This window comes from Parcubacteria group bacterium (assembly GCA_016181765.1).
Lineage (GTDB): Bacteria > Patescibacteriota > Patescibacteriia > UBA2169 > UBA2169 > CG10-46-32.
This window is the reverse complement of sequence record JACOYR010000006.1, coordinates 43,576-70,019: the sequence shown is the minus strand read 5'-3', so window position 1 is coordinate 70,019 and position 26,444 is coordinate 43,576. Positions and strand designations below refer to the sequence as shown.

At 55.7% G+C, this 26,444-nt stretch carries 28 protein-coding genes and 1 tRNA gene; 8 read left to right on the top strand and 21 right to left on the bottom strand.

The annotated features are described in order from the left end of the window. The first annotated feature begins 41 nt into the window (after positions 1 to 41). The 3 genes from HYT31_04875 (at position 42) to HYT31_04865 (ending at position 2,483) form a co-directional block, all read left to right on the top strand. Positions 42 to 1,016, top strand: a complete 975-nt coding sequence (locus HYT31_04875; protein ID MBI2051100.1) for a hypothetical protein — start codon at positions 42 to 44, stop codon at positions 1,014 to 1,016. Between the two features lie 75 nt (positions 1,017 to 1,091). Continuing rightward, complete coding sequence (dnaN, locus tag HYT31_04870) at positions 1,092 to 2,189, top strand: DNA polymerase III subunit beta (protein MBI2051099.1); 1,098 nt, start codon at positions 1,092 to 1,094, stop codon at positions 2,187 to 2,189. 3 nt (positions 2,190 to 2,192) lie between these two features. Then, positions 2,193 to 2,483: a DUF721 domain-containing protein gene (locus tag HYT31_04865; protein MBI2051098.1), complete on the top strand. Its 291-nt coding sequence runs from the start codon at positions 2,193 to 2,195 to the stop codon at positions 2,481 to 2,483. Between the two features lie 670 nt (positions 2,484 to 3,153). Here the strand turns inward: HYT31_04865 and HYT31_04860 are convergent. Genes HYT31_04860 through HYT31_04845 form a run of 4 tightly spaced genes read right to left on the bottom strand, consistent with a single transcriptional unit; the run spans position 3,154 to position 7,219 of the window. After that, on the bottom strand, positions 3,154 to 3,495 hold the full coding sequence (locus HYT31_04860) for a PIN domain-containing protein (GenBank protein ID MBI2051097.1): 342 nt from the start codon (positions 3,493 to 3,495) through the stop codon (positions 3,154 to 3,156). Positions 3,496 to 3,521: 26 nt separating this feature from the next. Beyond that, positions 3,522 to 3,776 (bottom strand): hypothetical protein, encoded by a 255-nt coding sequence (locus HYT31_04855; GenBank protein ID MBI2051096.1) that lies wholly within the window; start codon positions 3,774 to 3,776, stop codon positions 3,522 to 3,524. A gap of 30 nt (positions 3,777 to 3,806) precedes the next feature. Then, the gene (locus tag HYT31_04850) at positions 3,807 to 6,734 is read right to left on the bottom strand and encodes a PBP1A family penicillin-binding protein (protein MBI2051095.1); all 2,928 of its coding nucleotides are present in this window, start codon (positions 6,732 to 6,734) and stop codon (positions 3,807 to 3,809) included. Positions 6,735 to 6,739: 5 nt separating this feature from the next. Beyond that, positions 6,740 to 7,219, bottom strand: a complete 480-nt coding sequence (locus HYT31_04845; GenBank protein ID MBI2051094.1) for a hypothetical protein — start codon at positions 7,217 to 7,219, stop codon at positions 6,740 to 6,742. Positions 7,220 to 7,282: 63 nt separating this feature from the next. Here HYT31_04845 and HYT31_04840 point away from each other — a divergent pair, with 63 nt between their 5' ends. Further along, positions 7,283 to 8,470, top strand: a complete 1,188-nt coding sequence (locus HYT31_04840) for a tyrosine--tRNA ligase (GenBank protein ID MBI2051093.1) — start codon at positions 7,283 to 7,285, stop codon at positions 8,468 to 8,470. Positions 8,471 to 8,530: 60 nt separating this feature from the next. Here HYT31_04840 and ruvC read toward each other — a convergent pair whose 3' ends face one another. The 14 genes from ruvC to galU all read right to left on the bottom strand — a co-directional run bounded on the left by ruvC (position 8,531) and on the right by galU (position 18,144). Then, a complete protein-coding gene (ruvC, locus tag HYT31_04835; GenBank protein ID MBI2051092.1) occupies positions 8,531 to 9,019 on the bottom strand; it encodes a crossover junction endodeoxyribonuclease RuvC in 489 nt (162 codons plus the stop codon). Continuing rightward, the gene (locus tag HYT31_04830) at positions 9,016 to 9,552 is read right to left on the bottom strand and encodes a YebC/PmpR family DNA-binding transcriptional regulator (GenBank protein MBI2051091.1); all 537 of its coding nucleotides are present in this window, start codon (positions 9,550 to 9,552) and stop codon (positions 9,016 to 9,018) included. The genes ruvC and HYT31_04830 overlap by 4 nt, the downstream gene beginning before the upstream one ends. A 31-nt stretch (positions 9,553 to 9,583) precedes the next feature. Next, complete coding sequence (locus tag HYT31_04825) at positions 9,584 to 9,922, bottom strand: type II toxin-antitoxin system PemK/MazF family toxin (protein ID MBI2051090.1); 339 nt, start codon at positions 9,920 to 9,922, stop codon at positions 9,584 to 9,586. Between the two features lie 3 nt (positions 9,923 to 9,925). After that, positions 9,926 to 10,294: a hypothetical protein gene (locus HYT31_04820; protein ID MBI2051089.1), complete on the bottom strand. Its 369-nt coding sequence runs from the start codon at positions 10,292 to 10,294 to the stop codon at positions 9,926 to 9,928. Between the two features lie 73 nt (positions 10,295 to 10,367). Continuing rightward, entirely contained in the window at positions 10,368 to 11,000 is a 633-nt protein-coding gene (locus HYT31_04815; protein ID MBI2051088.1) for a hypothetical protein, read from the bottom strand. A gap of 16 nt (positions 11,001 to 11,016) precedes the next feature. Further along, positions 11,017 to 11,376: a hypothetical protein gene (locus tag HYT31_04810; GenBank protein ID MBI2051087.1), complete on the bottom strand. Its 360-nt coding sequence runs from the start codon at positions 11,374 to 11,376 to the stop codon at positions 11,017 to 11,019. A 75-nt stretch (positions 11,377 to 11,451) separates the two neighbouring features. Beyond that, entirely contained in the window at positions 11,452 to 12,120 is a 669-nt protein-coding gene (locus HYT31_04805; GenBank protein MBI2051086.1) for a hypothetical protein, read from the bottom strand. A 28-nt stretch (positions 12,121 to 12,148) separates the two neighbouring features. Then, entirely contained in the window at positions 12,149 to 12,547 is a 399-nt protein-coding gene (locus tag HYT31_04800) for a hypothetical protein (protein MBI2051085.1), read from the bottom strand. A 52-nt stretch (positions 12,548 to 12,599) separates the two neighbouring features. Continuing rightward, positions 12,600 to 13,028, bottom strand: a complete 429-nt coding sequence (locus tag HYT31_04795; protein MBI2051084.1) for a hypothetical protein — start codon at positions 13,026 to 13,028, stop codon at positions 12,600 to 12,602. Between the two features lie 632 nt (positions 13,029 to 13,660). Next, entirely contained in the window at positions 13,661 to 14,182 is a 522-nt protein-coding gene (locus HYT31_04790; GenBank protein MBI2051083.1) for a hypothetical protein, read from the bottom strand. 86 nt (positions 14,183 to 14,268) lie between these two features. Next, positions 14,269 to 14,619: a hypothetical protein gene (locus HYT31_04785; protein MBI2051082.1), complete on the bottom strand. Its 351-nt coding sequence runs from the start codon at positions 14,617 to 14,619 to the stop codon at positions 14,269 to 14,271. 17 nt (positions 14,620 to 14,636) lie between these two features. Beyond that, positions 14,637 to 15,899 (bottom strand): TrbC/VirB2 family protein, encoded by a 1,263-nt coding sequence (locus HYT31_04780; GenBank protein MBI2051081.1) that lies wholly within the window; start codon positions 15,897 to 15,899, stop codon positions 14,637 to 14,639. A gap of 1 nt (position 15,900) precedes the next feature. Then, positions 15,901 to 17,259: an extracellular solute-binding protein gene (locus tag HYT31_04775; protein ID MBI2051080.1), complete on the bottom strand. Its 1,359-nt coding sequence runs from the start codon at positions 17,257 to 17,259 to the stop codon at positions 15,901 to 15,903. A 3-nt stretch (positions 17,260 to 17,262) separates the two neighbouring features. Continuing rightward, positions 17,263 to 18,144, bottom strand: a complete 882-nt coding sequence (galU, locus tag HYT31_04770; GenBank protein ID MBI2051079.1) for a UTP--glucose-1-phosphate uridylyltransferase GalU — start codon at positions 18,142 to 18,144, stop codon at positions 17,263 to 17,265. A gap of 208 nt (positions 18,145 to 18,352) precedes the next feature. Between galU and HYT31_04765 the strand changes: the two genes are divergently transcribed. From HYT31_04765 to purD, 4 genes are all read left to right on the top strand, one after another. Then, positions 18,353 to 18,442 (top strand) — tRNA-Ser (locus HYT31_04765). 8 nt (positions 18,443 to 18,450) lie between these two features. Continuing rightward, positions 18,451 to 19,509: a UDP-N-acetylmuramate dehydrogenase gene (locus HYT31_04760; GenBank protein ID MBI2051078.1), complete on the top strand. Its 1,059-nt coding sequence runs from the start codon at positions 18,451 to 18,453 to the stop codon at positions 19,507 to 19,509. A gap of 133 nt (positions 19,510 to 19,642) precedes the next feature. After that, positions 19,643 to 20,350, top strand: coding sequence for a hypothetical protein (locus HYT31_04755; GenBank protein ID MBI2051077.1), 708 nt, complete (start codon positions 19,643 to 19,645; stop codon positions 20,348 to 20,350). Between the two features lie 53 nt (positions 20,351 to 20,403). After that, positions 20,404 to 21,753 carry a phosphoribosylamine--glycine ligase gene (gene purD, locus HYT31_04750; GenBank protein ID MBI2051076.1) on the top strand — a complete coding sequence of 450 codons (1,350 nt, stop codon included), beginning with the start codon at positions 20,404 to 20,406 and terminating at the stop codon, positions 21,751 to 21,753. Positions 21,754 to 21,786: 33 nt separating this feature from the next. On the opposite strand, the gene HYT31_04745 is transcribed toward purD, so the two are convergent. From HYT31_04745 to HYT31_04735, 3 genes are all read right to left on the bottom strand, one after another. Next, entirely contained in the window at positions 21,787 to 22,461 is a 675-nt protein-coding gene (locus tag HYT31_04745) for a glycosyltransferase (protein ID MBI2051075.1), read from the bottom strand. A 265-nt stretch (positions 22,462 to 22,726) separates the two neighbouring features. After that, the gene (locus HYT31_04740) at positions 22,727 to 24,145 is read right to left on the bottom strand and encodes a flippase (protein ID MBI2051074.1); all 1,419 of its coding nucleotides are present in this window, start codon (positions 24,143 to 24,145) and stop codon (positions 22,727 to 22,729) included. Positions 24,146 to 24,554: 409 nt separating this feature from the next. Next, a complete protein-coding gene (locus HYT31_04735) occupies positions 24,555 to 26,033 on the bottom strand; it encodes a hypothetical protein (protein ID MBI2051073.1) in 1,479 nt (492 codons plus the stop codon). Positions 26,034 to 26,444 lie beyond the last annotated feature (411 nt).

Here is a 26,444-nt window from a genome sequence, read left to right as displayed (position 1 = left end):
GGTATACTGGAAGCATAGAGCGGAGGAAAACAAAATTACCTATGGAACCAACTTCTCTGTACCGTAAAACCTTGAGCCGCGCGTGGCGCACCACGCGCACGCATCCGCACGTGTGGGCGCTCGGGTTTTTGGCCGCGCTTTTGGGCAATGGCGGGGAATTTGAGTTTGTCATCACCCAGTTCAACCGGTTTTCAACCGGAGACGTGTTCTTCGGGGAGAGCCTCCTCGCCATGTTTGGCACCGGCGGGAGCACGGTACTCAATATGGTCGCTTCCTTGCTGGCGCGGGCCGCAGAGAATGCCACGGTTCTGGGCGGAGTTTCGTTTGTGGTGGTGCTCGTGTTTTGGCTCGTGGTTTCGGCGCAGGGCGCGCTCATCCGCGCCGCGGCAAATCCCGGAAGCGGCACGCTCGGGTCCCACTTTGCTGCGGGCAGAAAATCATTCTGGCAGATTCTCGGGATTCTCGTTGTTACCCGGCTCGGGGCGTTTTTCGTGCTCGGAGTGGTGGGCATGCCGCTCACGGCGCTCCTTCTGTATTTTGTGGACCCCCTTAAGTCCCTCACGCTCATCAGTTTTGCGCTCGGTATTCCGCTCCTCATGGTAGCGTCCATCATCAGCAAGTACGCAATCGCGTACCGCATGCTGGAACGCCGCACGCTTGGAAACTCGGTGGTGCGCTCCCTCTCGCTGTTTTTTGACCACTGGCTGGTGTCGGCAGAGCTCGTGGTGACGCTGTTTGCGGTCAATATTATAGTCGGCGGGGCCGCCATTTTTCTGATCCTCGCGCTCGTTGCTCCATTTTTGATGATTGCCAACACCATTGCCGCGGGGGTGGGGAGCAGTGTGTTTTTGGCGCTCGGCCAGGCGGTCGGATTTTTGCTCCTGGTGGTTATGGGGAGCATTCTGGCCACGTTCCAGTATGCGTCCTGGACCGAGTTGTTTTTGCGCATCAGCCGCGAACGGCACACCAGCAAAATCGTGCGCATCATTATGGGCTGGCACGCAAAGTACCGGTAGCGGGTAACGTCTTGGGGATAGCCTGTGGAACGCATGTGCGTTCCGTTTTTGGCATGGATGCGATACTATTACTGCATGAAGCTCTCATGCACCCAGGAAAACTTAGCGCACGCTTTGGCCAAAGTTGCGCCGATTGCGGCCAAAGGCGGGACCTTGCCCATACTCTCAAACGTGCTGCTTGAAGCCCGCGAGGGAGCGCTCAAGCTTTCGGCCACAAACCTTGAGATAGGCATCACCGCAACCATCCGCGGCAAAATTGAGCAGGAAGGGACGTTTACGGTGGCAGGGCGGCTGTTCAACGACTACGTCGGATTGCTTGAGAGCTCTGCGGTGTCGCTTGAGCTTTCCGGGGAGCACCTTGAAATCCGCTCCGGCAACGCCCGCACCAAGATTCACGGTCTCCCCGCGGAAGAGTTTCCCGTGATCCCTGTTTTGGACGGAACGCCGACTGCCGTGATGCCCGGGAGCGATTTTTTCGGAGCACTCTCGCAGGTGCTGTTCTCGGTTTCGGCAAGCGATGCGCGGCCCGAGCTTTCGGGGGTCCTGCTCTCGTTTGAGGGGAACAAAGTGACTCTAGTGGGCACGGATTCCTACCGCCTCGCGGAACGCTCGGTAGCGCTCAAGGCTCCTTCCCAGAAGACCCAGAGCATTATTGTGCCGGCGCGCGCCGCAAGCGAGCTCGGCCGCATCCTCTCCCGCGAGGAAGGTGAGCTCACCTTAAGCGCAAGCGAGAACCAGGTGCTGTTCTCTATTGGCGACGTGGAGCTCTTGAGCCGCCTGATTTCGGGCACGTTCCCGAACTACCGGGAAATCATTCCCAAGGCCAGCACCACAAAGGTGGTGATTGACAAGGAGCCGCTGGTGCGGGCCATCAAGTCCGCGTCCCTCTTCTGCCGGCAGGGCTTAAACCACGTCAGCTTCCAGTTTTCTTCGGACCGCATCATGGTGTCCGCATCCGCCTCGGCGCTCGGCGAGAACACGGTTGAGCTGCCCGCCAAGATTGAGGGCGGGGACGTTGACATTGTATTTGATTATCGGTACGTGCTGGACGGGCTTTCGGCCATCCATACCAGCGAAGTCGCAATCCAGCTTTCGGGCTCCGCAAGCCCGGGAGTGTTTACGCCCAACAATGACGAGGGGTATTTGTACCTGGTGATGCCCATCAAGCAGTAATCCATGTGGGAACCTGTCGGCAATCTTGTCCCAAAATCATTGCGCAAGGCGGGCATTTCCCGCGCGGTTTCCGATGCGCTCGTGTGCGAGGAGTTTGACGCAATTGCCAAGCACGTTCTGGGCGAGGCGGCGAGCAAGTGCCGTGCTGTCTACGTAAAAGACCGCTGCCTGTGGGTTGCGGTTCTTTCCAATTCCGTCTCAAACGAGCTCAAAATGTGCGAGCAGGATATTATCGCCGCGCTCAAAGAGCGCTTTGGGAGCGGCCGTGTCAGCGAATTGCGGTTTATGGTTTGATAGTTTTGCTAATATTAGTTAAAATATGGCAACTCTATGAAATAGGGCGTTTTTGTGCTATTGACAAGATTTTTTAGATGTGGTATAATGATATTATAGTAAACACCAAAAAAGTACCTTACCTTTACATTCCAGCTATCATTTTGCTAGTCTAATACTGGCTTGCAGGATGATGGCTGGAAACTCCGGCCAACCGCAGTTCTGCCCGCTTGAGGGCGTAAAGCATGTCTCAGTAATTCCACGGAGATAACCTACAGGAGGCCGCAATGGCCGCAGCCACATGGATCATGGTATGCCGTGGTCCAGACACGGCAAATACGTCGGACGGGTGGGAGTTCTGTGAAGAGTGCTCGTCCGAGGGAGAAGCTCTCCTCGAGATCCCACAAAACCTCGGGGGCAAGTACGACGAGGCCCTCGTCTACAATGCGAGCGGCCCGCGCACCGCGGGGACGGTCGTGTCCAAGGACATGACCGTCAGTGAATTCGGAAGTGTGCTCATTTGCGCTTCCGATCGCGCCCGCCGGGCCGCTCGCGGCGTCGCGGCCTAGCCAGCCGCATCGCCTGCGTGCCGCAGCCACGCAAGAGTTCTTTCATCAAGTTGAGCGCTACGGGCTCAACTTGCAACACAACCCCGGGTTCTGCATGAGCCTGGGGTCTTCTTTTTGTCTCGTCAGGCGAGGGTTTTGATTTCAAGCTCCGGAATTCCCTCAAAGTGCTTGATGTTTCTTGTTACGAGCGTTGCGTTGACCGAGAGTGCGGTTGCCGCTATGAGAGCATCAATAATTTCAATTCCGTATATTCGGCGCATCTCTCCCGCGCGTTGCGCGATGCCATCATTAACGGCTATAGTTTCAAACTTTGAAAGCAAAAAGTTCGCCTCTTGCCGGTTAGTGAGGCTGTTCATTGATTGCCCGGATTCAATTTCAGCCAGTGTTAAGGTTGAGATATGCAAACCATAGCCCTCCTGCTCCGCCCGCGCCATAAACGGCTCCATTGAGGCGTGGCGCCTCAAGTGATCGATGAATATGTTTGAGTCTGCTAGGTATTCCCCCATGCATCTTTGAAATGCTGTTCGGCTTCTTCTCTTATTTTGTTTTCGTATTCAATGCCGGTTTCTTTTTCGTTTCCCCACGCCCCGAATGTCCTTTTCGCGGCTTCGGCTAATCCTCTGTTGGCCCCTCTTTTCGGAAAGTAGGTGACAGTAACATTTCCGAGCTCAAAGTCCGGCTTTGTGTCGGGCACGATAATTCCCTCTTTTTCTTTATAGGTTGCTCTTGTGGTGACCGGAGGCATAGTAAGAAGAGTATATCACGTTTGGCATTGTTATTCAACGCCCTCCGGCACGTCAACCACAACATCCACCCCGGCCACGCGGTGCGGGGTGTTTTGGCTGTCCCAGAGCACGGCATAGATTTCGTAGTCCCCGCCGAGCGGCGGTATGGCGTCCCAGGTGGTTTTAACGGTTGTGCTGTTCGGGGAGAGTGTGCTGATGAGCGCGTACTGGCTCGGTTTTGCTTTGGGCGCGGCAAAGAGCTCCACTTGGGCAATGTCAGCGCCCGGAAGAGTGAGCTCAATGGCAACCGGGAAATCAAACTCGCTGAATACGGCATTGCTCTTTGGCGCGGTCCAGCTCGCGGACAAGGCAGTCTTTTGCAGGAGCAGGTTGAAGTTTGCGGACACGCTTTCGCTGTTGTCAATGTCATCATACGCGACGGCCCGCAACGCGTGGAAGCCGTTCGCAACTGAAGGGTTCGGGATGTAGCGCCCGGTGTACGGCGCGCTCCGGCTTTCGGCAACCAGCTCATTATCAACATAGAACTCCACGCGCGAGATGCCGCGCGGAGCCGAAGCCTCAACGCGGAAAAAGATGATGTCCCCGCTTACGGTCTGGCCGTCGCTTGGCTCAATAATTGAAATTGAGGGCTTATTTTCAAACACGTGCAGGTTGTCATATTCGGTCGGAATAGAACCTTCATCAGCTTTCCAATCATTCTCCGCCATCCAGCGCTCCACCGCGACTTCCCACTTGGGGTAGGCAGGGTCCCGGTCGCCCTCGGAGGGAGTTGGCCCAAGCGGGTCCTCCGGGTCAACGTAGTACAGGATGGAGTGGCCGGTGCGGAATATTTTTTCTTCAATAAAGGATTCAGGAGTCATCTCGGTTGCGAGCAAGCCGCTTGCGCGGTCAATGCGGACCGGGGTGCCGCCCTCAAGGTCCCCACGCAACACCGGCTTGTTTGGGTACTCAATCTCCGGCTTGGGGAAGTATTCAATGGGCCTGCCCTCAAGCGCTGCGCGCATGAACCGGTTCCAGATGGGGGCCGCAACCACGGACCCGTCCGCCCCGCGCTTCATTTCGGAGAAGTCGCTGTTGCCGACCCAGACCCCTGCCGCAAGGCTCGGCGTGTAGCCCAAGGTCCACGCGTCCCGGTAGTCATTGGTGGTCCCGGTTTTTGCGGCAACCGGGCGCCCTCCGAGGGTGAGGTAGTTGCTCGCGCCGAACACGTACGCGCGCGCATCATTGTCCGAGAGCACGTCAGATAAGAGCCGCACCACCTGTTCGCCCATAACGCGCGTTCCCTCTTCTTCCTCGTGCTCCTGGAGCACTTTGCCGCGTGCGTCTTCCACTTTGAGTATGGAGACCGCGGGTTTTGCGATCCCGCCGTTCGCGAGCATGGCATACGCCTGCGTGTGCTCAATGAGCCTTACCTCGGCGCCTCCCAAGACCAACGAGAGCCCATAGCGATCCGGGTCTTCAAACGTGGTGTACCCGATTTCTTCGGCTTTTTTAATCACGTTTCCGGGCCCGACCAAATAGAGCATTTTGACTGCCGGAATGTTGATGGAGCCCTGGAGCGCGGCTCTTACGGATAGCGGGCCGTGCTCTTTGAGGTCATAGTTGTGGGGCACGTATTCCCTCCCGTCCGCGCCTCTGCCGAATTCGGTCACCACGTCCCAGAGCGTGGTTTTATCGGTGTAGCCTTTCTCAAACCCAGCCGCATACACGAACGGCTTAAAGGAGGAGCCGGGCTGGCGCGCCCCCTGGGTTGCCACGTTGAAGTTGCCGTCAATCTCTTCGTTAAAGTAGTCGCGGGAGCCGACCATGGCAAGGATGTGCCCGGTTTTTGGGTCAAGCGCAACCAGGGACGCGTTCGTGGCGTTGTATTGTTCCGCGTTCCGTTCGGCAAATTCCGCGACCGCGGCTTCGGCTTGCTGCTGCATGTCCCAATCAAGGGTAGTAGTCACCTTGAGGCCTCCCTGCTCAACCTCCCGCTCCCCGTACTTGGAGGCCAACTCTTCGCGCACCCCGATCACGAAGTGCGGGGCGCGGTTTAAGAGGTTTGATTTTTCGGCGAACACGACCTCCTCATTTTGCGCGGCCTGGGCCTCTTCCTCGGCGAGGTCCCCGGCATCCAAGAGCAGGCTGATGATGTGGTTTTTCCGGTTTTTCAAATCCTCCAAATGCGAGCCGTACGGGGAGTAGTACGTGGGCGCCCGCGGCAGCGCCGCCAGGTACGCGCCTTCCGCGACTGTGAGATCTTTGGCGCTCTTGCCCAGGTAGAACTGGCTCGCGGACTCAATGCCGTACGCGCTTGAGCCGTAGGGGATTTCGTTGAAGTAGAGCTGGAGGATCTGGTCTTTGTCAAACTTGCGCTCAATCTGGTACGCGAGCACGAACTCCTTGATCTTGCGGGAGAACGCTTTTTCGTTCGTCAGGATGGCGTTCTTGATGAGTTGCTGGGTGAGCGTTGAGCCGCCCTCTGCCTTGCACAAGCATGCGAGGTTTTTAACGACCGCGCGCAGGATGCCCTTGGTGTCAAACCCTTTGTGGAGGTAGAAGTTTTTGTCTTCAATCAGGATAGTCCCTTTCCGTACGTGCTCCGGGATCTGCTCAAGGGGGATGATGGTGCGGCGCTGGGTGTCAAACGCTTCAAACAGGACGTGCTCCCCTGTAGAATCGTAAATTTTAGTACTTTGGGCGACTGATCTGTCAATAATTTTGTCCGGGGTGGGCAGGTTTCGCGAGTACCACGCAAACAGTGCCAGCACAAAAAGGATGCCCAGGGCCGCGGCAATGAGGGCATAGGGGATGAGGAATGCGATGATTGCTTTTACGTTGCCGCGCTTAAAGCTGGGCATTCTTCTAGCCGGTGTACCTCCGAGCTTGTTCTGTTGGATGCGTCGCTGGGAATACCGGGGGCGGCTGTTCTGGTCGCCCCAGGAGCGGCTGTGTTTGAAATGCGGAATGGGCATGAGGTTTATCCGGAGTACTCAACGTCTGCGAAAGACGCTCCTATTGTCTCGGGAGTGTCCTGTGTTAAATCTATTTTAGCAATAATTTTGAGAGGGGCGTGTGATTGATGCCATCCAAGCGCTTCGTCGTTGACTTGGTCGGTGTTTGACCCTTCAACGGTGTATAGGTACTTTGCTTTTTTTCCGTATAATGTATCCGGCGAGGCGGTATAGTGGATTGTGCCGTCGCTTCCGGGCCGTAAAAAGTCGCCCACATTCAGGTCAATATCCGAAGTATGGTAGCCGCGAAATGCCTCGTAGCCTTCTTCTTTCCGCGCATCAAGCACTTCACTGATTTGTTTGATAGATGCATCTTTCCAGTGTTCTTGAAGTTCGGATGGAAGCTGTTTGAGCAGGGTTTGTTTGACGCTCTCCAGCACTTCAGACCGCACAGCGCTCTCTGGTTCTGTCTCTGGATTATGGTGCGGCATTGACTCTCTGACCATAGTGTTATTCCAATTATTTTGCTAAAATGAATCCATCAGTGGTACCTATACCATACTTATTTTATGGCAAAAAAGCAAGCAAAAACTTACGAACTCCTCACCCGAGGCGTCGCGAAAGCGATCCCGCAGAATCTTGCCGAGGAAAAGCTCGCATCCGGCAGGAAGCTTCGCGTGTATTGGGGTATCGATCCCACGGGAACGCGCATGCACCTCGGCCATACGATTCCAATGCGGAAATTGATGCAGTTTGCGGACGCGGGCCACGAAGCCATTCTGATCATCGGAAGCTTCACAGCCATGCTCGGGGACCCGTCGGACAAAGACGCCATGCGCAAACCACTCACCAGAGAGCAAGTGCAATCGAACTTTGAGACATACAAGAAGCAAGCGGCGAAAGTTCTCGATTTTTCAAAAATCGACGTGCGCTATAATCATGAATGGCTGGAGAAGCTCACGTACGAAGACATCATGAAACATGCGAGCCTCTTCACCGTGCAGCAGATGGAACAACGGGACGCATTCGAGTGTAGAATAAAAAAAGGCAATCCGCTCGGCATCCATGAGTTTTTGTATCCGATGATGGTGGGCTACGACTCCGTCGTATTGGATGTCGATTTCGAAATCGGCGGGACGGATCAGGAATTTAACATGCTTGCGGGCCGGACGATGCAGAAAGCATTCGGCAAGCGCGACAAATGCGTCTTGACCACACCTCTCATCGAAGGCACAGACGGAAGATTGATGAGCAAGACGTATGATAACTGCGTCTACTTGGATGACGAGCCCGCTGACATGTACGGAAAAATCATGTCGCTTTCGGACGGGCTTATCGTCACCTATTTTGAATTATGCACGGATGTGCCTTTGGATGCTATTCGGCAGATTGAGCGCGAACTCAAGAAAGGCGAAAATCCGCGCGACGCAAAAGCGCGCCTCGCGCTTGAAATCGTTGGGATGTACCATGGCGCCAAAGCGGCACAGGCTGCGGAGAAAGAATTCAATGCAGTGTTTCGGTCCGGCGCCTTGCCCTCGGACATCCCAAAAAAGAAGGTTTCCGGCAAACAAAAACAAGCGGACGAATTGCTTGTTGCACTGGGGCTTGCGCAATCCCGGTCAGAAGCAAAGCGCCTCATTGAGCAGGGCGGCGTGCGGGTGGACGATGCGCTGGTAAGCGACTGGAAGGCGAAAATTGACGTCAACAAGGGCGCCATCATCCAAGTGGGCAAGCGCAGGTTCGCGGAAATTTCATAATGTCATTGCGAGGGAGCGATAGCTCCCGCGGCAATTTCGTCGTTCACGGGATTGCTTCGCTTATGCTCGCAATGACAACGAATGGTTTGTTTGCCCCGCGCAAATGGCAATAGCGAGCGCATCTGCCGCATCATCGGGCCGGGGAATTGTTTTGAGCGCGAGAATGGTTTTTACCATGCGCTGGATTTGCGATTTGCTCGCCGCGCCATAGCCGGTGATGGCCTGTTTTACCTGCAGGGGGGTGTACTCCCGGACTTCGCATCCCGCGCTCTTTGCCGCGAGCAGGATGACTCCTCGGCCGTGCGCCACGGTAATCGCGGTTTTGGCGTTCTTGGCAAAAAAAAGCTGTTCCACGGCAATGCGCTCTGGCTTGTATTTTTTGATGAGCCCCTGTATCCCATCAAAGAGTTCCTTCAGCCGGTCCGTCAATGCGTCTGTTTTCCGCGTGGCAATAGTCCCAAAAGCTTGGGCGCGAAACGAGTCGTTCGTTTTTTTGATTACTCCAAATCCGGTGTCAGCTATTCCTGGGTCTATGCCAAGGATAATCATACCGCATTGTCGTAGAAGTCGTTTATGTCTTCCAGCTCTCCGAGCGCGCCAGCGAACGCCTCAAATTTTTCCTTGGCTTCCGCATCAAGCGCAATCGTGCTCCTGGGAACGTACTCGCCGTTTTTGAACTCAAAGTTCCACATCACTGATCCCGATTTTCCAAGCGTCCCGCCGTGCTTGTTCAAAATGTGCCGCAAATCAGATACCGCGCGGTTGGTGTTGTCCGTAACCACCTTGACGATGAGCGCGACCCCGGCAGGGCCATAGCCCTCGTACAGAGTTTCGGTGAGCTGTGACTCGCTGCCCGTGCCGGTTCCGCGGTCAATGGCGCGCTGGATGTTGTCTTTGGGCATGTTCACGTTGCGGGCCTGGTCTATGGCCAGCCGCAGCTTGGCGTTGGTTTCCGGGTCTCCTCCGCGCTCGCGCGCCGCAATGGTGATATTGCGGGAGACGCGCGTAAAAGCAGCGCCCTTTTTGGCGTCAGCCGCCGCTTTTTGGTGCTTGATTGAGTGCCATTTTGAGTGGCCTGACATAGGGTTATGGTATCAGAAAAGCGCAAAAAAATCAACCGAACACAAACAGCAGTTTCTCTCTTATCTTTTGGAATTCATCGTGAGATATGCTCGTTATTTTTTTCTCTAATCGCTGTTTGTCAAGCGCGCGTATTTGATGGACGAGCACGACCGAATCATAGTCAAGCCCTGATACATCCTTAGCTAGGAGATAGGTGGTAAGCTTTCCTCGGGCACCAAGATTTGTGGTGATTGGCGCTATGATGACCGTGCTTAGGTGCTTGTTGAGGATGTTGGCTTGCATGATCAACACAGGCCTAAAGCCCGCTTGCTCGTGCCCTCTGGTCGGATTGAGGTTTGCGAGCGCTATGTCGCCTTGGTGGAAATCCATAGGTTAATTGATGGATGGCTGTATGGCAACCCATTCGTCTTCAGACGGCAGATCATCAAAATGCATCCGCGCCAAATCTTTTGCGTCTTCAGCGAGTCTTTTTTCCAGCGCGCTATCCGATCGGGTAAGCTTCTCTCTAATGGGCGCTGACTGCAGGGCGTTATCAAACATGCGCTCCTCAAGCTTGTCTATGAGCGTTTGTTCGTTCTGCACAAAATTCTGGAAGAACAGATTCGTGAGTCCCGAAAGCGTAAGGCCTCGCTCGCGCGCTTTTTGGGCTACTCGTTTTTTGATTTTGGCGTTTGTCCTGATGTTGATGGTGGTGTCTTTAATCATGGGATTGATGTGATTGATGATGCGGTCAGTATACACAATGTGTATACAAAAGTCAAAACGCTCAAAAACAGCCCACCTTGGGGGCGGGCTGTTTTTGACGCATTGCTACTCAATTACAGGGCGCGTCGCTAAGCGCTCCACTCTTCCTTTCGCATGCATTTTCGGTCATAATAAGGCAGTTGTTTGCCCCGCATCCGCTTGCGCACCTGCAGTAAGTCTGCTTTTCGCACTGCGCGTTATAGGTTCCCCCAAGGGTTTGGCACTCTGATTCTGACCGAGGTACGCAGAACATAAGCCCGCCGCCAACATCAAATTCACAAAGTCCGCTGATGACGTTTCCCCCTCCTCCTCCGCCCTCGCCCACACCCACGGTTTCCGAGAGCTTGTTCACGGTAAAATTGACAATTACGAACGCGAGCATAATAATGACAATGCCGATGACCGCATTGCGGATATGGCCTTTGGCTTCTTTTATTTGCTCCTCGTTGCCGCCGGCTGTCATCCACTTAAAGCCCGCGTAGATGATCATGATCACCCCGATGAGCGCTACAAACCCGAGCGCTATGTTCACAATTGCCGCGATTTTTTCCGGAAGACTTGAGTCCCCTTGGGTGCCGAGCCCGGTTTCGGTTCCGATGATGCCGAGGTTGTTCTTGAGCTGGTTGACGCCGGATACCGCGTGCGCCGGAGCCGCGGCTGCGAGGAGGCCTGTTAAGGCAATGGCTGTGAGAAAGATTTTCATAGGGAAGTTTTTAGCGTCAGCCGCCGATTACGTCAATGAGTGATTTGGTGACGAAATTGGTGATGACAAACGCGAGGAATATAACCACCAAGCCGATGACCGCGTTCCTTATGTTTCCGCGCGCTTCGGTAACCTGTTCCTCATTGCCGCTTGCCGTAATCCACTGGATTCCCGCAACAATTATATAGATGGTCGCAATTACGCCCGCAAACCCGAGCAGGATATTGATGACTGCCGCGATTTTTTCGTACAGACCAGCGTCAGTTGAAACGTCAACCCGTCCCAAGCCTGTGATTGAGCCAATGGCATTGAGTTTTCCACGGGCATCGCCAACCGCGCTCGCGAGTTTGGTATCAGTATTTTGGGCATGAGCCACGACTTGAAAAGAAAACAGAGTTATAGACAGGGTTGCCAAGAATAGTGATATTAGAGCGGCGTATTTCATAGTATATTAATACCAGTCGTGCAAATCAGGGTCGCCACAAGCCGAAGCAGCGAGAGTCATGCAAGCATTTTCAGATACATCACTTTGCAGGTCAGTCCACCCGGTGTTTCCGGCATCACATTCGCCGCTTTTTGGATAGATGCATGTCCCAAGCGGCGGAGGTAGTTCGCCGAAATTTAAGTCTCCGCCCGGGGCATCTAAACTTGGGTCATAGCTCTCATCTTCAGGGGGCAACCCGGATGGCCGCGTGGGCCCAGTGATGCTTGCGATTTGATTCAAGGTAAAGTTCGTAACCACGAACGCGGCAAACACCACCGCAATGCCGATGACTGCGCTCTTGATGGTCTGCCTGGCTTCGGTTACGACCTCCTCGTTGCCGCCGGACGACATCCACCTGAAGCCCGCGTAGAACATCTGGACAAAGAAGATGATTCCCACGAATCCAAGGATGACGTTGATGATGTTGCCCACAATGCCGAGCACCGCGTCCTCACTGCTGAATCCCGCGTTTTTGATGCCGCTTGAGAGCCCGCCCTTTTCCGCGGTCGCATCCAAAAAATTGAGCGCGTTTTCCCCGGCGGCGCTGCGCTGGGCAAATGCCGGGTGCGGGCTTGCCGCGAATCCCGCCAATCCGGAAACGAGGAGTGCTACGATGAGAGTGCGGCGTGCGGTCATACGTGTTGCGTAAGCGGCCCGGGGCCGGTTAGTTTTCAAGCTGGACCGCTCTGCCGAATTCTCCGGTGACGAAGTTTATAATGACCCAGGCTCCCATGATGATGATTAAGCCGATGACCGCCTGCAAGAGCATTTTTCGGGCTTCGCCCACCTGCTCTTCGTTTCCGGACGCGGTCATCCATTTGAATCCCGCATACATGATGATGATGACCGCAAGGATTCCCAAAAATCCGAGTACTACGTTCACGATGTTCGCAATGGCAAATTTAAGGTCCCGCTCTTCGCCCACGTTGATCCTGGCCGCATCTTCCACGCCGAACGGGTCGGTTTGGGCGAGCGCCGGAACCGGCGCGAGAATCGCGAATGCGAGCATGCCCGCCGCGACGATCAGGTTGATTCTTAAGGAAAACGATTTAACTATCGGCATAGCATTGTTTTATTAGCGACGTAGAGCGAGTGATATGAAAAAGTATTCTTTTTCATATCCGAGCCGAGGAGCTTACCACAAAGCTCGCGATTGCCCATGCCATGAATATCACCAGCAGTCCGACCACGCCCCCCACGATCAGCTTCCGCGCCTCTCCCACCTGCTCCTCGTTGCCTGCCGCAGTCATCCACTTGAACCCTCCGAACATCACGATAATCACGGCAATGATGCCAAGGAACCCGAGCGCTATGTTGATGACGGTCGCTAGAGTCCCCTTAAGGTCATCCTCTTTGCCCAGGCCGACATTTGTGAAGCTGCTGGCGCTTCCCAGGCCATACTGCTGGTCCGCAGCCCGGGGATCCGCAACTTGCGCGCCAGTTGACGAAGGTGCCGCGATTGCAACAGCGAGCAGAACCAGCATGCTCGTGGCAAGCATGCATTTTGCGGCTTGAACGGCGCGTGGCGTCATGGTGTGGTGCATATGGTTGTATAGCGAGGCGTAATAATACCACAAAGCTCGCGATTGCCCATGCCATGAATATCACCAGCAGTCCGACCACGCCCCCCACGATCAGCTTCCGCGCCTCTCCCACCTGCTCCTCGTTTCCAGCCGCAGTCATCCACTTGAACCCCCCGAACATCACGATAATCACGGCAATAATGCCAAGGAACCCGAGCGCTATATTGATAATGGTCGCCAGAGTCCCCTTAAGGTCATCATTTTTGCCCAAACCCAGGGTTGTGAACGTGGATTGTTCTCCCAACCCGAAACGGCAGTTGTCTGACCCCGGCGCACAACACACTCCTTGGCCCGCGGCGCTTGTCGGCGTTTGTTCGCATACCAAACCCGGCCCGCATGCTTCGTCTGCGGTAACCGGAAAAAGCTGACAGACCCCATCTTCATCAACAGGAGCGGCATTTGTTGCCGATGGCGCAAGGAGGAGCAGGATTGAAAATGCGGCCCCAGACGCCAAAATGCTTATAGTTTTCATCATAGACCTTTGTGGATAATAACAGTGTGTATAGTATACCAAAAACAGGATTTGGACGCAACAAACAACCCCCGCTGATTTGGCGGGGGTTGTGCATAGGCAGGAGAGAGGGGGGAGGCGGCTAGGTGGTTGCTGATTGGAGGTTGGAAACCACGAAGCTCGCGATTGCCCAGGCCGCAAACACCACCACCAATCCGATGATGCCCTGGATGATCATCTGCCGCGATTCGCCGACCTTGTCCTCGTTGCCTCCGGCTGTCATCCACTTGAATCCGCCGGCCAGGATGATGATGACCGCCACAATCCCGAGGAATCCGAGGATGATGTTGATGATGTTCGCGATAGAGCCCTTGAGGTCCTGGGTCTGGCCGAGACCGACATCAGTAAACTCGCCTAAACCATACTGGGTGGCCTGCGGGGTGGTGCAGACGAAAGAAAAGGCATCAGTTGCATCTCCGGGAGTTCCGTCATTAGCGTTGCGGATGCACACTTCTCCCCCGGTGGGGCACGATTTGGTGTCCGTGCAGTCGTCACCTACGGCGGCAGACGTTGTAGCCGGAACAAGCGCGAGCGCCAGGAAGCTTGCGGAAAACAACCCGCTCAAAATCATTTTCCATGCCAGTTTTGTTGTTCGCGTAATCATAGTATCAAAGTTTAATAAATAATTGGTTTATGATGCATGAATTATACAACACTGCGGCATTTTTTGCAAAATCACTCTGTTGATAACTACGCGCCGGTCGGGGTGATGATGATCTCCAGCACGAACCGCAGGATGATGTAGCTTGCGAACGCCACGAACATGCCGATGATTGCCCAGACCAGCGTGTCCTTGCCCATTTTTACCTTTTCAGGGTTCCCTTGGGACATCAAGAGTATAATGCCGCCGATGATGAAGTACCCGAGCGCGCCGACCCCAACGAACCCGAGGAAAAATTGCAAAAAGCGGCCATAGAGCTCCTGCGGGCCCTCAATTCTTCCGAGCGGATTGAGATCGGCACTGCCGTAGCTGTTCTGTGCCAGGGCTTGTGCCGCGGGGAGCAGGATAGCGAGGCTGGTGAAGAATAGTTTTGTGATCATAGGCTCTCTAGGGTTGGTTAAAATTCTACGTGTAAGTGGCTTGCAGTACCACAGCTTACAGCCTGGCCGTTGGTGTCGCAGATGTACCAGTTGGAGCCCCTCGCATAGCCGTTTGAAAACGAGGTCATGCGCACGAGCCCCATCTGATCCAGGGCATCTCGCGCCTCTTGCTTGTTGCGGATATCAACCACGTTCTGATTGCCGTGCGTGGTGTTTTGGGCATGGGGGCCTCGCTCGGTCCCTCCGGTAATGTAGATGCGCCCGTTGTATGTGGTGTGGGCTTCAATCAGTTTATTAACCGTGCTCTGCGACAGTCCGGCGACTGACGTGCAGTCGGTTGAGGTAAGGATGTCCGGACAAGGGGCTTTATTGACTTCTATGCCCGCATTTCCGAGTGTCGTGCGGATTGCCATTTCATCACCTCCAGCTCCGGGTACTCCGGGCGCCGTTGGAACCAAAACCTCTGGGGCCGCGGTTGGCCGCACCCGCGGGGTGAAGGTGGACGGCTCGCAGCACACTGTGCCTCCGGGAGGGCAGAACCCCTTTTCTATTTTTTCCGGATTGCATGCGGCATTCGGCTGGCACGAGTAGTTTTCAAACACGCGGTCAACCGCGGCCACATAGTCGCACGCGGACGGGTCTGTTGGAAGGGGGTATCCGCCGAGCGCGGTTATGCTCGCCTGAACTTTGCTGTCTCCGACTGGCGTGCACGTTCCGCTCAAGCAGATGCTCTTGCGGTTTGTCTTGCAGGGCGTGCCGTCTCCCCAGTACTTGCAGTCCGCGGTTATATTGTCCGCGGACCTTGCTCGGTCGCCGTTTGCGCGCAAATCAGCCTCGCTGCACAGGTTCCACCATGCGGTCCCGCCCAGAAAACCGGCCAAGCCTCCGGTTTCGGCAACCGCGGCATCGGACGGATTTTTTGCGTACTTGAACTGGTTGGAGGGGTTTGCGAACGCAATGACAATCCACATCACCAAATAGAACGCCGCGAACACCAATCCCACTCCGAGCACGGACCACACGACCTGTTTTTTGGCTTCCCCTATTTTTTCCGGGTTTCCGGCGCTCGTTGCGAGCCCGACTGATGCCCACACAATCACCACCAAGGCTAGTCCGGCTGATCCGGTAATGAGCCACTTGCCGAGCGTGACTGCGGTTGCCACCACATCGCACACCCCGCAGTTGCCGGTTGCGGTGCAGATTCGGAGCAGGGAGTCTGCTGCTGCGGGTTCGGGAACCAGCAGTGCGAGCAGCGCTACGATGGGCAGGAGGTACGGCATGTCAGTACGTTAAGCCGACATTTTGGGCGGCCTGGTCAATGGCGGCGTCAGGCTCCAGGCTCCCCGCGACCACCTGGCTAATGGCGGTGCGGAGCGCTTCTTCCATGGCAGCGGCGTTTCCGCCGTGGTACCAGTTTTGGGCCGTTAAGAGCTGGTCCGCAAACGGGGCCAGTTCCGGATTGGCCCGCTGGCTGGCAATGAGGCTGCGCAGGGCGGTCGGCTTGCCGGATTTTGCGAGGAACAGAGCCGCGCCTTGTTCTGATGCGGCGAACTGGATAAAGCCCCATGCCTCGTCCTTATGTTCGGACTGCTTGGTGACGCCCTCAAACCAGTAATTGGCAATGTTCACCTGGCGGCCGGCGGCTGCTATCTGGGGGAGTTTGGTGATGCCAAGGTCAATGCCCGGAGCCAGGGAACGGATGAGCGGCAAGTGGTAGGCATACCCAAAGAAGAGCGCGAGCTGGCTGTTTGCGAATGCGTCCAAAGACTCGGGCAGGTTCTCGTTCCAGGCGTACACTTCCTTGGCTGGGGACGCGAAGTCCGTGTAAAAGCGCAGCGCGTCCCGCCCGGGCGCCACGGACGAACTTGAGAGGCTCGCCGGAACTTCGTTAAAGGCGACGCGGCCCGACCGGGTCATCTCCGTGCCGTTCTGCATCATAAGCGCCGCGAGGATGTCCGGGCTGCGGTTGATGTTGCGCGCCCCTCCCAGGGCTGCGCCTGACTGGATGATGTTGCCGTTCTGGTCCTGGGTGGTGAGAACCTTGACCGCTTCCTTAAACTCCTCCCATGTGCGGGGAGCTGCGGGGACGTTTGCCTGGTTTAAGAGCTGGCGGTTGTAGTAGAGCACCATAGTGTCAACCGAGAGCGGCAGGCCGTAGATTTGCCCGCCCAACATGACGTCGGTTGCGACGGTATCAATGAATGCGGTCCGCAGGTCTTGGCTGCTCGGCAGTTTGACGGTTTGGAGCATTACAGACCTCTTGTTGTTGTTCTCAATGATGGTTGCGGGCAGGGTGGCGCTTTGCGGCATAGGGGAGAGCAGATTCTGGTACTGCTTGAGCTGGGCCGCGTGCACAGAGATGATGTCCGGCCCGTTGCCCTCTGCCAGGGCGCGGATGATGGCATCTTCGTACTCCTCAATCCGCAGTTTGCGCACGCTTACGTTGATGTGGGGGTAGGTCTGTTTGAACGCGGCGATCACGTCCGTAAAGTCGCTCGGTTCATCAAACACGCGCCAGTACTTTAACGTTACGGGCGCAAGCGCGTCTTTGGATACGGTTCCCGACCCTTTGCACCCGAGGCCCAAGAGCGGGAGCACCAGGAGAAAGGCGAGGAGTTTGGTTGTTTTTATTTTTGCCATGCTCTACTTTATTCTAATACTTTTTAGGTATTTTGCGAAGTCACGCTTGAGCTCCGGGTGCGCGAGGCCGAACGCGACCGTTGCTTTGAGGAATCCGAGTTTAGAGCCGCAGTCAAAACGTTGGCCTTCCAGTTCGCAGGCGTAGAGCGTGCGTTTTTTGAGCAGGAGAGCGAACGCGTCCGCAAGCCTGATTTCCCCGCTCTTGCCGCGCTTCATGTTGGAGAGGATGCCAAAGATTTCGTGCGTGATGATGCACTTTCCGATCCACGCGAGGTTGGAGGGGGCGTTTTTGGGGCTCGGTTTTTCCACAAAGCCTTGTATCTCATGCGTTTTTCCGTTGCTTGACGCAACATCAATAATGCCATAGCTTTCCACCTCGCTCTTTGGCACGCGGTCAACGGCCAGGACCACGTCTTGGTATCTTTCGTATACATCAATGAGTTGTTTTAAGGCAGGAGTTTTTCCCACCACGATGTCGTCTCCGAAGAGCACGGCAACCGGCTCATCCGGGGCAACCAGGTCTTTTGCCTGCAGAACGGCGTGCCCGTCTCCGAGCGGGGTCTTTTGGCGCACGTAGTAGAAGTTCGCGAGGTTGGTGATTGCCTCCAGCTCATCCAGGGCTTCAAACTTCCCTTTCTGCTTTAAGCGGTACTCCAGTTCAAAGTTGCGGTCAAAGTGGTCCTCAATGGCGCGTTTGTTCTGGCCGGTGACGAGGATGATGTCCGTGATGCCCGAGGCAACCGCTTCCTCAACAATGTATTGGATGACCGGCTTATCAACCAATGTGAGCATTTCCTTTGGCTGGGCCTTGGTTGCGGGCAAAAATCGCGTGCCAAACCCTGCCACCGGGATAATCGCTTTCCGTATGGTCTGCTGTTTTTTCATAAGTGCAGTATATGATAATCCGGCTCTTTTGTCCATGTTTTGGGTTGCTTTTTTTTGGTTTTTTAAGTATTCTTGCAGTAGTCTTTTTCAGTTTTGCGCTTGGGCCGACCGCAGGTCGGTTAAGCGCAAAACTGTGAGGAAAAGGCGGACGACAGCTGAAGTGGCCGAGTTTCACTCGGACACGGAAGCTAGAGTCCGACTGTGACGAGGAGAGGTGGCTGAGTGGTTGAAAGCGCCGCTCTCGAAAAGCGGTAGGGCTGCAAAGTCCTCGTGGGTTCAAATCCCACCCTCTCCGCCACTACATCCATGAAGCCAAAGAAGAACATCAAGCTAGCTGATTTAACCACTATAAAACTCGGCGGAATTGCCGAGGAATTTGTTGCGGTTGAAACGATTGATGAACTAAAGAAGGCTTTGCAGTATGCGGACAAGAAGAATATGCCGGTGTGGATCCTCTCCGGCGGCAGCAACACCGTCTTCAAGGACGAGGGGTTTAACGGCCTGGTCGTCAAAGTTGATTTGAAAGGCGTCAAATTCAAAGCCAGTGACGGGTACACGTTTGTTGCCGCGGCAGCGGGCGAGATCTGGGATGATGTCGTGAAGAAGGCAATTGCCAAAAATCTTGTGGGCATTGAGGCACTTTCCGGCATTCCGGGTTCGGTAGGCGGAACTCCCATCCAGAACGTGGGTGCGTACGGCCAGGAAGTTTCTGACGTCATTTTCCACGTCAAAGCCTTGGACCGCAGGACGCTCAAAGAGGCGAGCTTCACCAACGGGCAGTGCGAGTTCGGGTACCGGATGAGCCGGTTCAAGGGGTACAGCAAGGACAGGTACATCATCACCGAAGTCACGTACCGCCTATTCAATGGGGCAAAGCCGGTTGTCCACTACGCCCAGCTTTCAGACAAGCTCACGGGCCTGTTTGGCACATTGGATGTCAGCCTGAAACAGATCCGCAAAGCGGTGTTGGCGCTGCGCAAGTCAAAATCAATGGTGCTGGATTCGCGCGACCCGAACTCGCGTTCCTGCGGGTCGTTCTTCACCAATCCTGTACTCTCGCAGAAAGAATTTGCCGCGCTCTCGGCGCGGTGGCACGCAAGCCGCAAGCAGGTTGCCGAAGAAATCCCGTTTTTTGAAACCAGCGAGCACCGCATCAAGGTTCCGGCTGCCTGGCTCATAGAGCATGCGGGCTTCCAGAGGGGGCATGCGCACGGAGCGGTCGGGATTTCCGAAAACCACACCCTGGCTTTGGTGAATCGCAACGGCACTACAGAAGAGCTTCTGGAGTTTGCCGGGGTTATCCGCACTGCGGTCCGCCAGAAGTTCGGCATCACCTTGGAGTTAGAGCCGATTATCGCGGAGTAAGCGTATACTATAACAGACCCGTGCGTTCGGGCTTTTTGTGGTTGCGGAAATTTAAAAATATGGTATGGTAATTGTCCGATAGGCATGGAAAGTTCATTCACTTTTTACGCGGGAGAAATCCCAGATGATACCCATGGCGTTTTGCGCTTCCGGCGGCGGAACCACGTTTCAGGCTATCATGCAGGCGATCGCGAGCGGCAGGATTGTCAACATTGAGCCCCGTCTGCTGTTGGTGGACCGGCCTTGTGGAGCGTGCGACAAAGCGCGCGAACTAGGTATGGCGGCGCAGGACATCGTGATGCTCCGGCGCAAGGACTACCCGAGCCACAGGGCGTACGGCGAGGCCATCATCGAGTCCTTCCACGCGCGCGACATTGCGTGGTATGGCCAGTACGGCTGGCTCCAATTGACTCCGCCGGATGTGGTACGCCTGTATTCGGGCAACAACCAGCACCCGGCTCCGCACTGGTTCGGCGGCAAGGGCATGTACGGCAAGCGGCCGCACGCGGCAGTCCTTGAGTTCAGGCGGCTGCTCGCGGAGCGCGGGGGCAGGATGGTTAACCACACCCTGGTGATATCCCAGCGCGTGCACGAGAAGTTTGACCGGGGCGAGGTCATCAGGTGCGGCATGGTTCCCATCCACGACGGCGACACGCCCGAGACGCTACAAGCGCGCGCACTGCCCATTGAGTGGGAGGTGCAAATTGAGACGCTCCAGATTCTTTCCCTGCGCTGCCGCTTGTGGAGATCAGAGCGGTACTACGCTGAGCCGTTCGTGCGCCCGGGCGAAGAGGGCCTCGTAGGGCAGGCCAACGCGCCCGCGCTCAAGATCAATCCCTGACTCATCATCTCTTGGAGGACGACATGAGCATTCGCGGGGCTCTCAAGAGGGTTTTGAGGATTCTCGTTATTGGCAAGGGCGCCCGAGAGCACGCCATCTGCTGGCTGATTCAAAAGCAGCGCCCGGAGTGCGACCTCTACTGCGCGCCGGGCAGTGATGGCATTTCTCAAGTGGCGAGAGTGCTGCCGCAGTTCAGGCTAGACATCCCGTTCTCCCGGCTCACGGAACTTTGGGTTGAGATCGGCAAGTTGCGGGACTGGGCGCTTCGGCAGGAGATTGACCTCGTCATCGTGGGGCCCGAAGATCCGTTGGCCGCAGGTATTGTGGATTCGTTCCAGGCGGTCGGGCTTCTGGTGTTTGGTCCCACCATGGCTGCGGCCAGGCTTGAGACTGACAAGGGGTTTGCCAAAGGCCTCATGCGTGAGATTGGCGTTCCCACTGCTCCGTACGAGCTCGTCGAGAATCCCAACCCGGCAGCTGTCCGCCGGGTTGTGCGTCGGTTCTGGGACGCGGGTTTGGTGGCCGTGGTAAAGCCATCTGGTTTGACTGGCGGAAAAGGCGTTTTTCCCGCGGCCACCGATGAGGCGCTTGAGCACGCCATCACCAAACTGCTGCTTGAGCGCGTCCACGGCGGTGAGGCGGTTCATTCAATCGTCGTGGAGAAGTTCATGTCCGGCGAGGAAGCATCCTTGTTCGCCATCTGCGACGGGGAGGAGTTTGCGACCCTCATACCGGCACAGGACCACAAGGCAGTCGGCGAGGGCGATACTGGCCTGAACACCGGGGGCATGGGTGCATATGCGCCAGCTCCAGTGATGACTCCGGCCTTGGTTGCCGAGGTCGGGGAGCTGATCATTCATCCGGTGCTGGCGGAAATGCGGCGGCGCGGCACGCCGTACCGCGGGGTGCTGTATGTCGGGCTCATGATTACGCAAGACGGGCCCAAGGTGGTTGAGTTCAACTGCCGGTTCGGAGACCCCGAGGCCCAGGTAGTGCTCCCGCTGCTTGAGTCTGATCTCGCGGGGCTGTGCCTGGCAGCGGCACGCGGCTGGCTGTGTGAGTTTGGTCCCCTTGAGCTGGATCTGGATCGTGCGGCCGCGTGCGTGGTCATGGCATCCGGCGGGTATCCGGGCGCGTACCAGAAAGGCAAGCCCATCTCCGGTTTGGGGGAGTTTGGCACGTGGGGCGACCTCATGGCGTTCCACGCGGGCACGTCTTTACGCGATGAGACGTGGGTAACGGATGGCGGCCGGGTGCTCGGCATCACGGCTCTGGCTGATTCCATTCCCTCCGCAGTCCAGCGCGCGTACGAGGGAGTAGCCCGCGTTTCGTTTGCAGGCGAGTATCATCGGCCCGACATCGGGCACCGGGCGCTCGCTCGGCTCGGTGTGGCCGCGGAGTAAGCGGCACTGTCGTTTGGAGAACAGGCGCTGGTCCTACGGGATCAGCGCCTCAATTTTTTTCCGCACGGCATCCGGACTAAACCGCTCCGCAGCGAATTGCGCGGATTCGCGCCCCAATTCAGCCAACCATTCCGGCTTGCGGCCAAAGTTGATGAGGGCCTGGGAGAGCATATCGCTATTAGCATCCTTAAGCAGGATGCCGTTTTTGCGGTGAACCACAAATTCGCGGTGATTGAGCGCGTCATTAGTGATGATGGGCTTGCCATATGCCAGGGCGTGCGCCAAGGAAAGCGGAATCTGGCCACTGCCATTCCGCATGAACAAAAATACGTCACCCTGCGCAATCCAATCATACCCCCGCGCGGGCACGAGCTTGAGCGAGTCCGAGAGCCCAAGTTCCTTGGCAAGCCACTCAATGCGGCCGCGGTCAGTGATGGTGCCGCCGATGACGAGCCGTATATTTCCGAGGATGTCTTGGGCGTCCCGGACAGCGCGCATAATCATGCCCAAACCATACTCTATGCCGGTTTCGCCGTCGCAAACAATGGTAAATGCGTTACCGTCCTTGTGCGCATCAAGCGTTTCAGTTTCGCACGGGGGATAGATGAGTGAGAGTTTTTTGTCAGAAATCCCGGCTTTCAGATACTGGGCTTCAATTGCCTGGTTCGGGGCGAGGATTGCATGCGCTGCGTGGCTTGTAATGCGCATGAGCTGTTTTGTTATTAGCGACGTAGGGCGAGTGAAATGGAAAAGTAATCTTTTCCATTTCCGAGCCGAGGAGCTAACACAGGGTTTAATACCCTTTATGCCGGCAGGTGCGTTGTGGCTCCCCAGCCAGAGAATCCGGTAACCGGCAATCCAGAAAAACAGCGTAGCAAAAATTTGCGCCGCGCTTCCGACAAGCAGGACCGTTTTTGTTTTGGCCGCGCCCGGAATACTCGCCTGTACGGCCTGCGCCCACGGGTCGCGCGTTTTACCGATGGTCCGCATGCTCATACCCGACAAATGAGAATTGCGACCGCATTACCCACACCCCAAGGCCGTACACGGCAGTACCCGCGAGCAGTGCCGCCAGCACATTCTGGCCCGCGAGCGCGTACAGGACTGCTCCCATCACAGTACTCGCACCGAGTGATGCTAACAATCCTCTTAGAGAAAGCTTGAACCAGGATGCGCGCCACACCATGATTCCTGCTGCCAGGGCAATCAAAAACTCCGAGAGCACGGTTACGCCTGCCGCGGCATAGTAGGTGTAGGCCGGAATGTAGATGATGTACAAGATCACAGCCAGAGCGGCCGCGAGCGCGTAGTACTTAATCATCTGCTTCTGTTTTCCAATGGCAACCACGGCGTGAGCAAACAGGCTGCCCAAAAAGATGAACCCCGCAGCCACAATAAGGATGCGAAGAACGCCGGCTGAAGGCTCGTATCCGCTGCCCGCGATGAGTGTCATTATGGGTTCAGCAAGGATAAGGGTTCCCACCACCAGGGGGACGGTCACTAACACCAGCGCGTCCCATGCCTTTTGGATGGTGCTGTTGAATCCTTTTGTATCATTCTGGCTGAACTGCCGCGAGAGCAGGGGTAATACCAAGCCCATGAACAGGATGGGAACGGTTATCAGCACTTCCAGGATTTTGTACGCTGCCCCGTAGATGCCCACATCCTGGTACGGCCTGGTCAACGAGAGGATGATAGCATCACCCTTAAAGTAAATGGTCGTGAAAATCACAGACAAAGCGATTGGCCAGGTTTTTGATATGATGCGCGCCCAGATAGCTCGGTCAACAACCAGTTCCAGTTTGATGGCGCGGGCCGTAAACCGCACCAACACCCAGAATTGGGTTAAAGAGCTGGCAACAATGGTGAGCATGATTTCAATAAATGAGAACCCAAAGTAAATCGCTGTCATAGTTGTCATAAGCAGCGCAACCCGCCCCACAAGTTCCGCGAACGCGACTTTACCTGCCTGCAGTTCTTTCTGGAAATAACTCGCAAGCACCTGGAACAAGGAAGACGTAAAAAACAGCACCGATGAAATCAAAATCGCGTTCTTGACGGTTTGTTCATACGGGAACGCAAGCAGAATAACCGGCAGCAAGAGCGCCAAAACAATGTTCACCAAGAGGCGCAAGGTGAATATCGCGGAAATGGTCCTCTCAACATCAGTGCCGGGCAGTGAGATGTCCTGGGTGGTGGTAAGGTTCAGCCCAAAATCAACAAACGTGCCGAAGAGCAGGATAAATGCAAGCACTGTGGTGTACCTGCCGTAGTCATCAACCGACAGATACCGCAAGAGCAATGCCACGGTCAATACGCCGAGGCCGGTTGAGAGCACCTTTCCTGTGGCCAGGTACAGGGTGTTTTTTGCGATGCGCTGTTCAGTCAGCATGGCTACACCATACCTAAATTCTTGACTTTTGTCTAAAGGTGTGCTATACTTCCTTTAGGTATGTTTCCTACCAGGCACTTCGCAACCCGTGAAGTGCCTTTTCGTATGCTCATATTCTAGAGATGAGCATAGGTAGCAAACGCCAATCATCTACGCGCCAATTATGGCCAAAAATCAAAACAAATAGGATGATTATAATGCCCGGCGGCATCTGCGCCGGGACAGAATTGTGTTCTTTCAAAAACCAACGGAAAACAAACAAGACTGCCTCTGGAGAAAGATGCGAGGCAGTCTTGCTCTCATCAAGCACGTAGACCTTATGCTATGTTATTACGAAATAATACGTCATAGAAAAAGAGAAGAGTATACCAACATACGCTCCCCAGCAGGGGGAGCGTATGTTTTTTGTTTATACAAACGGCAGGTTGCTCGGGGCTTGCCCGTGGTGCGATGCTGGCGCCTCCTGGACTGTGGCGGGGCGGGAATGCGCGCCTTGCGCGGGCTGTGCGTCCAGGGACGTGCGCAATGTCCGGGGCCCCCCTTCCACGGGCAAGGAGACAGGAGCTGACCCGCGCTTGGACAGGGTGCGGGAAACGAGCGGAGCCTTTACCACCTCGGTCGGGAAGTGGTAAAGCGTTGCCAGCTCCTCGGTGTTCAGCACAATGCCGTTTGAGCCGGCGCTGCGGGCCCGCTCCTGGTACGCGCGGATGAGGTTGTTCTGTCGGCGCGCCACGCGCTTTTCCACCATCATATAATATAACCCCCATGTTTTGGTATACCTGTGCGGCTTGAGCGTGTTCAGATTGAGCGCGCTGAATTGCTTCATGGCGCCGGTAATAGGCGCCAAACCCCGCGCCTTGGAGGCAATGCCCTTTTTTGCGATGTAGATGTACCTGAATTTTGTCCAGAAGCCGTGCTTGTCCGCTTTCATCTGGATTGCTTCAATCCGGCGCTGCTCGGCCGGGGTCAGGTGGAGCATTAAGCTCGGCAGTTCCCGATCCAGCTCTCGCGATTCCTCGCTCTGGTTGTAGAACGGGAACGCCGCAGTGCCGATTGCGTCAATGAGGCTGACGAGGGCGCCCACTGCTTTATCAACCACATTTTCCGAAGCCTCTATTTTTTTTCCGGCGATTTTCATAGCCTCCCGGTTTGATGCGACCTGCCAGTTTTCGTCGTACTCCGGGGTAATGACCCACTGGAACCAGAATTGCTCCCCGGGGCCGATCTTGTTCATGCTCTCAAGCAGTGCGGCCATGGGGTCTTTGAATTCCTGGGAGAGTGAATGTTCAAAGTCTATGTGCAAGCGGATAGGGTACACACTTGGCCGGGTAGACACGAATTCACAGCCGAGCAGATCGTACTCCTTGCTCGGGAAGACAATGTTTCGGAACTCCCCGTTTTGGCCGTACACGTAGTCTTCCACCTGCGTGATTTCGGCGTCCGGGTACTGGGAGTAGAACGCGCTCTCCACCATGTCGCGGTACTCTTCCTGCGTGTACACCAAAAACTGGACATAGCCCTCAATGGACACCAGCTCAACGCTGAAGTAATCCGGAGTTTTTCCGAGCCACCACTCTTGGTACTTGGTGTTGTGGCCCGGGAGCGCGCCGTGCAGCTGCGTGAATATGTTTTCCACGGCTTTGGGGGATTGCTCGTTCAGGCGGGGCACGTCAATGGCGAGCAGGATGAAGCGCCGCCTGGCATCGTGGTATACGCCCATTCGCCATTCCTGCCACGCGATTTTCGCGTTCGCGAACATGATGAACACAATCGGAATCCAGAGCCCGTTCACTACAAGAATCAGAGCAGCGTAAAAAGGGTCGCCCGCGAGCTGGAGCTCTCGGTACACATCAAGGACAAACGTTAGCACCGCGTCAAAAATTGCCATGGTACCATATAGTATACCACACATGGCGTGATGTAGTGAATTGCGCGGATGCGCTTAGCGCTTTTGCAGGTAGGGCTTTATGGAGACGAGCATGAGCGAGCCCACCGTTGAGATGGACACCACAGCCACGATGAGCGCGTGGAATCCAATGGTGTACGGCGCGGTCAATGTGCCGCGTAAAGATTGCCATGAACGAGGGGAAGGTCATGGCCGTAAAGAATCCGAGCACCACCTGCACCACGTAGAGGTGCCAGGGTTCGCTGATCGCGAGGTACAGAAGCGGGGTCAAGGACATTAACAGAGAGAACAGCACCAGGATCACAAAATCGTCTTTTTCCCCCCGGATGCGGTCAATCATGGTTGCAACCGGGATCTGGAACAGGCTCTTGGTGATGAGGAAGAGGGCCACTG

What these genes read in the sequence shown, in the direction of transcription:
- HYT31_04875 (MBI2051100.1), top strand. Translation starts at nt 42, where the DNA reads ATGGAACCAACTTCTCTGTACCGTAAAACCTTGAGCCGCGCGTGGCGC.
- HYT31_04800 (MBI2051085.1), bottom strand. Translation starts at nt 12,547, where the DNA reads ATGCCGATAGTTAAATCGTTTTCCTTAAGAATCAACCTGATCGTCGCG.
- HYT31_04795 (MBI2051084.1), bottom strand. Translation starts at nt 13,028, where the DNA reads ATGCACCACACCATGACGCCACGCGCCGTTCAAGCCGCAAAATGCATG.
- HYT31_04745 (MBI2051075.1), bottom strand. Translation starts at nt 22,461, where the DNA reads ATGCGCATTACAAGCCACGCAGCGCATGCAATCCTCGCCCCGAACCAG.
- HYT31_04780 (MBI2051081.1), bottom strand. Translation starts at nt 15,899, where the DNA reads ATGCCGTACCTCCTGCCCATCGTAGCGCTGCTCGCACTGCTGGTTCCC.
- HYT31_04805 (MBI2051086.1), bottom strand. Translation starts at nt 12,120, where the DNA reads ATGACCGCACGCCGCACTCTCATCGTAGCACTCCTCGTTTCCGGATTG.
- HYT31_04790 (MBI2051083.1), bottom strand. Translation starts at nt 14,182, where the DNA reads ATGATTACGCGAACAACAAAACTGGCATGGAAAATGATTTTGAGCGGG.
- HYT31_04855 (MBI2051096.1), bottom strand. Translation starts at nt 3,776, where the DNA reads ATGCCTCCGGTCACCACAAGAGCAACCTATAAAGAAAAAGAGGGAATT.
- HYT31_04735 (MBI2051073.1), bottom strand. Translation starts at nt 26,033, where the DNA reads ATGGCAATTTTTGACGCGGTGCTAACGTTTGTCCTTGATGTGTACCGA.
- HYT31_04740 (MBI2051074.1), bottom strand. Translation starts at nt 24,145, where the DNA reads ATGCTGACTGAACAGCGCATCGCAAAAAACACCCTGTACCTGGCCACA.
- HYT31_04760 (MBI2051078.1), top strand. Translation starts at nt 18,451, where the DNA reads ATGAAGCCAAAGAAGAACATCAAGCTAGCTGATTTAACCACTATAAAA.
- ruvC (MBI2051092.1), bottom strand. Translation starts at nt 9,019, where the DNA reads ATGATTATCCTTGGCATAGACCCAGGAATAGCTGACACCGGATTTGGA.
- HYT31_04840 (MBI2051093.1), top strand. Translation starts at nt 7,283, where the DNA reads ATGGCAAAAAAGCAAGCAAAAACTTACGAACTCCTCACCCGAGGCGTC.
- HYT31_04785 (MBI2051082.1), bottom strand. Translation starts at nt 14,619, where the DNA reads ATGATCACAAAACTATTCTTCACCAGCCTCGCTATCCTGCTCCCCGCG.
- HYT31_04815 (MBI2051088.1), bottom strand. Translation starts at nt 11,000, where the DNA reads ATGAAAATCTTTCTCACAGCCATTGCCTTAACAGGCCTCCTCGCAGCC.
- HYT31_04755 (MBI2051077.1), top strand. Translation starts at nt 19,643, where the DNA reads ATGGCGTTTTGCGCTTCCGGCGGCGGAACCACGTTTCAGGCTATCATG.
- dnaN (MBI2051099.1), top strand. Translation starts at nt 1,092, where the DNA reads ATGAAGCTCTCATGCACCCAGGAAAACTTAGCGCACGCTTTGGCCAAA.
- HYT31_04825 (MBI2051090.1), bottom strand. Translation starts at nt 9,922, where the DNA reads ATGGATTTCCACCAAGGCGACATAGCGCTCGCAAACCTCAATCCGACC.
- HYT31_04865 (MBI2051098.1), top strand. Translation starts at nt 2,193, where the DNA reads ATGTGGGAACCTGTCGGCAATCTTGTCCCAAAATCATTGCGCAAGGCG.
- HYT31_04850 (MBI2051095.1), bottom strand. Translation starts at nt 6,734, where the DNA reads ATGCCCATTCCGCATTTCAAACACAGCCGCTCCTGGGGCGACCAGAAC.
- HYT31_04845 (MBI2051094.1), bottom strand. Translation starts at nt 7,219, where the DNA reads ATGGTCAGAGAGTCAATGCCGCACCATAATCCAGAGACAGAACCAGAG.
- HYT31_04830 (MBI2051091.1), bottom strand. Translation starts at nt 9,552, where the DNA reads ATGTCAGGCCACTCAAAATGGCACTCAATCAAGCACCAAAAAGCGGCG.
- HYT31_04775 (MBI2051080.1), bottom strand. Translation starts at nt 17,259, where the DNA reads ATGGCAAAAATAAAAACAACCAAACTCCTCGCCTTTCTCCTGGTGCTC.
- galU (MBI2051079.1), bottom strand. Translation starts at nt 18,144, where the DNA reads ATGAAAAAACAGCAGACCATACGGAAAGCGATTATCCCGGTGGCAGGG.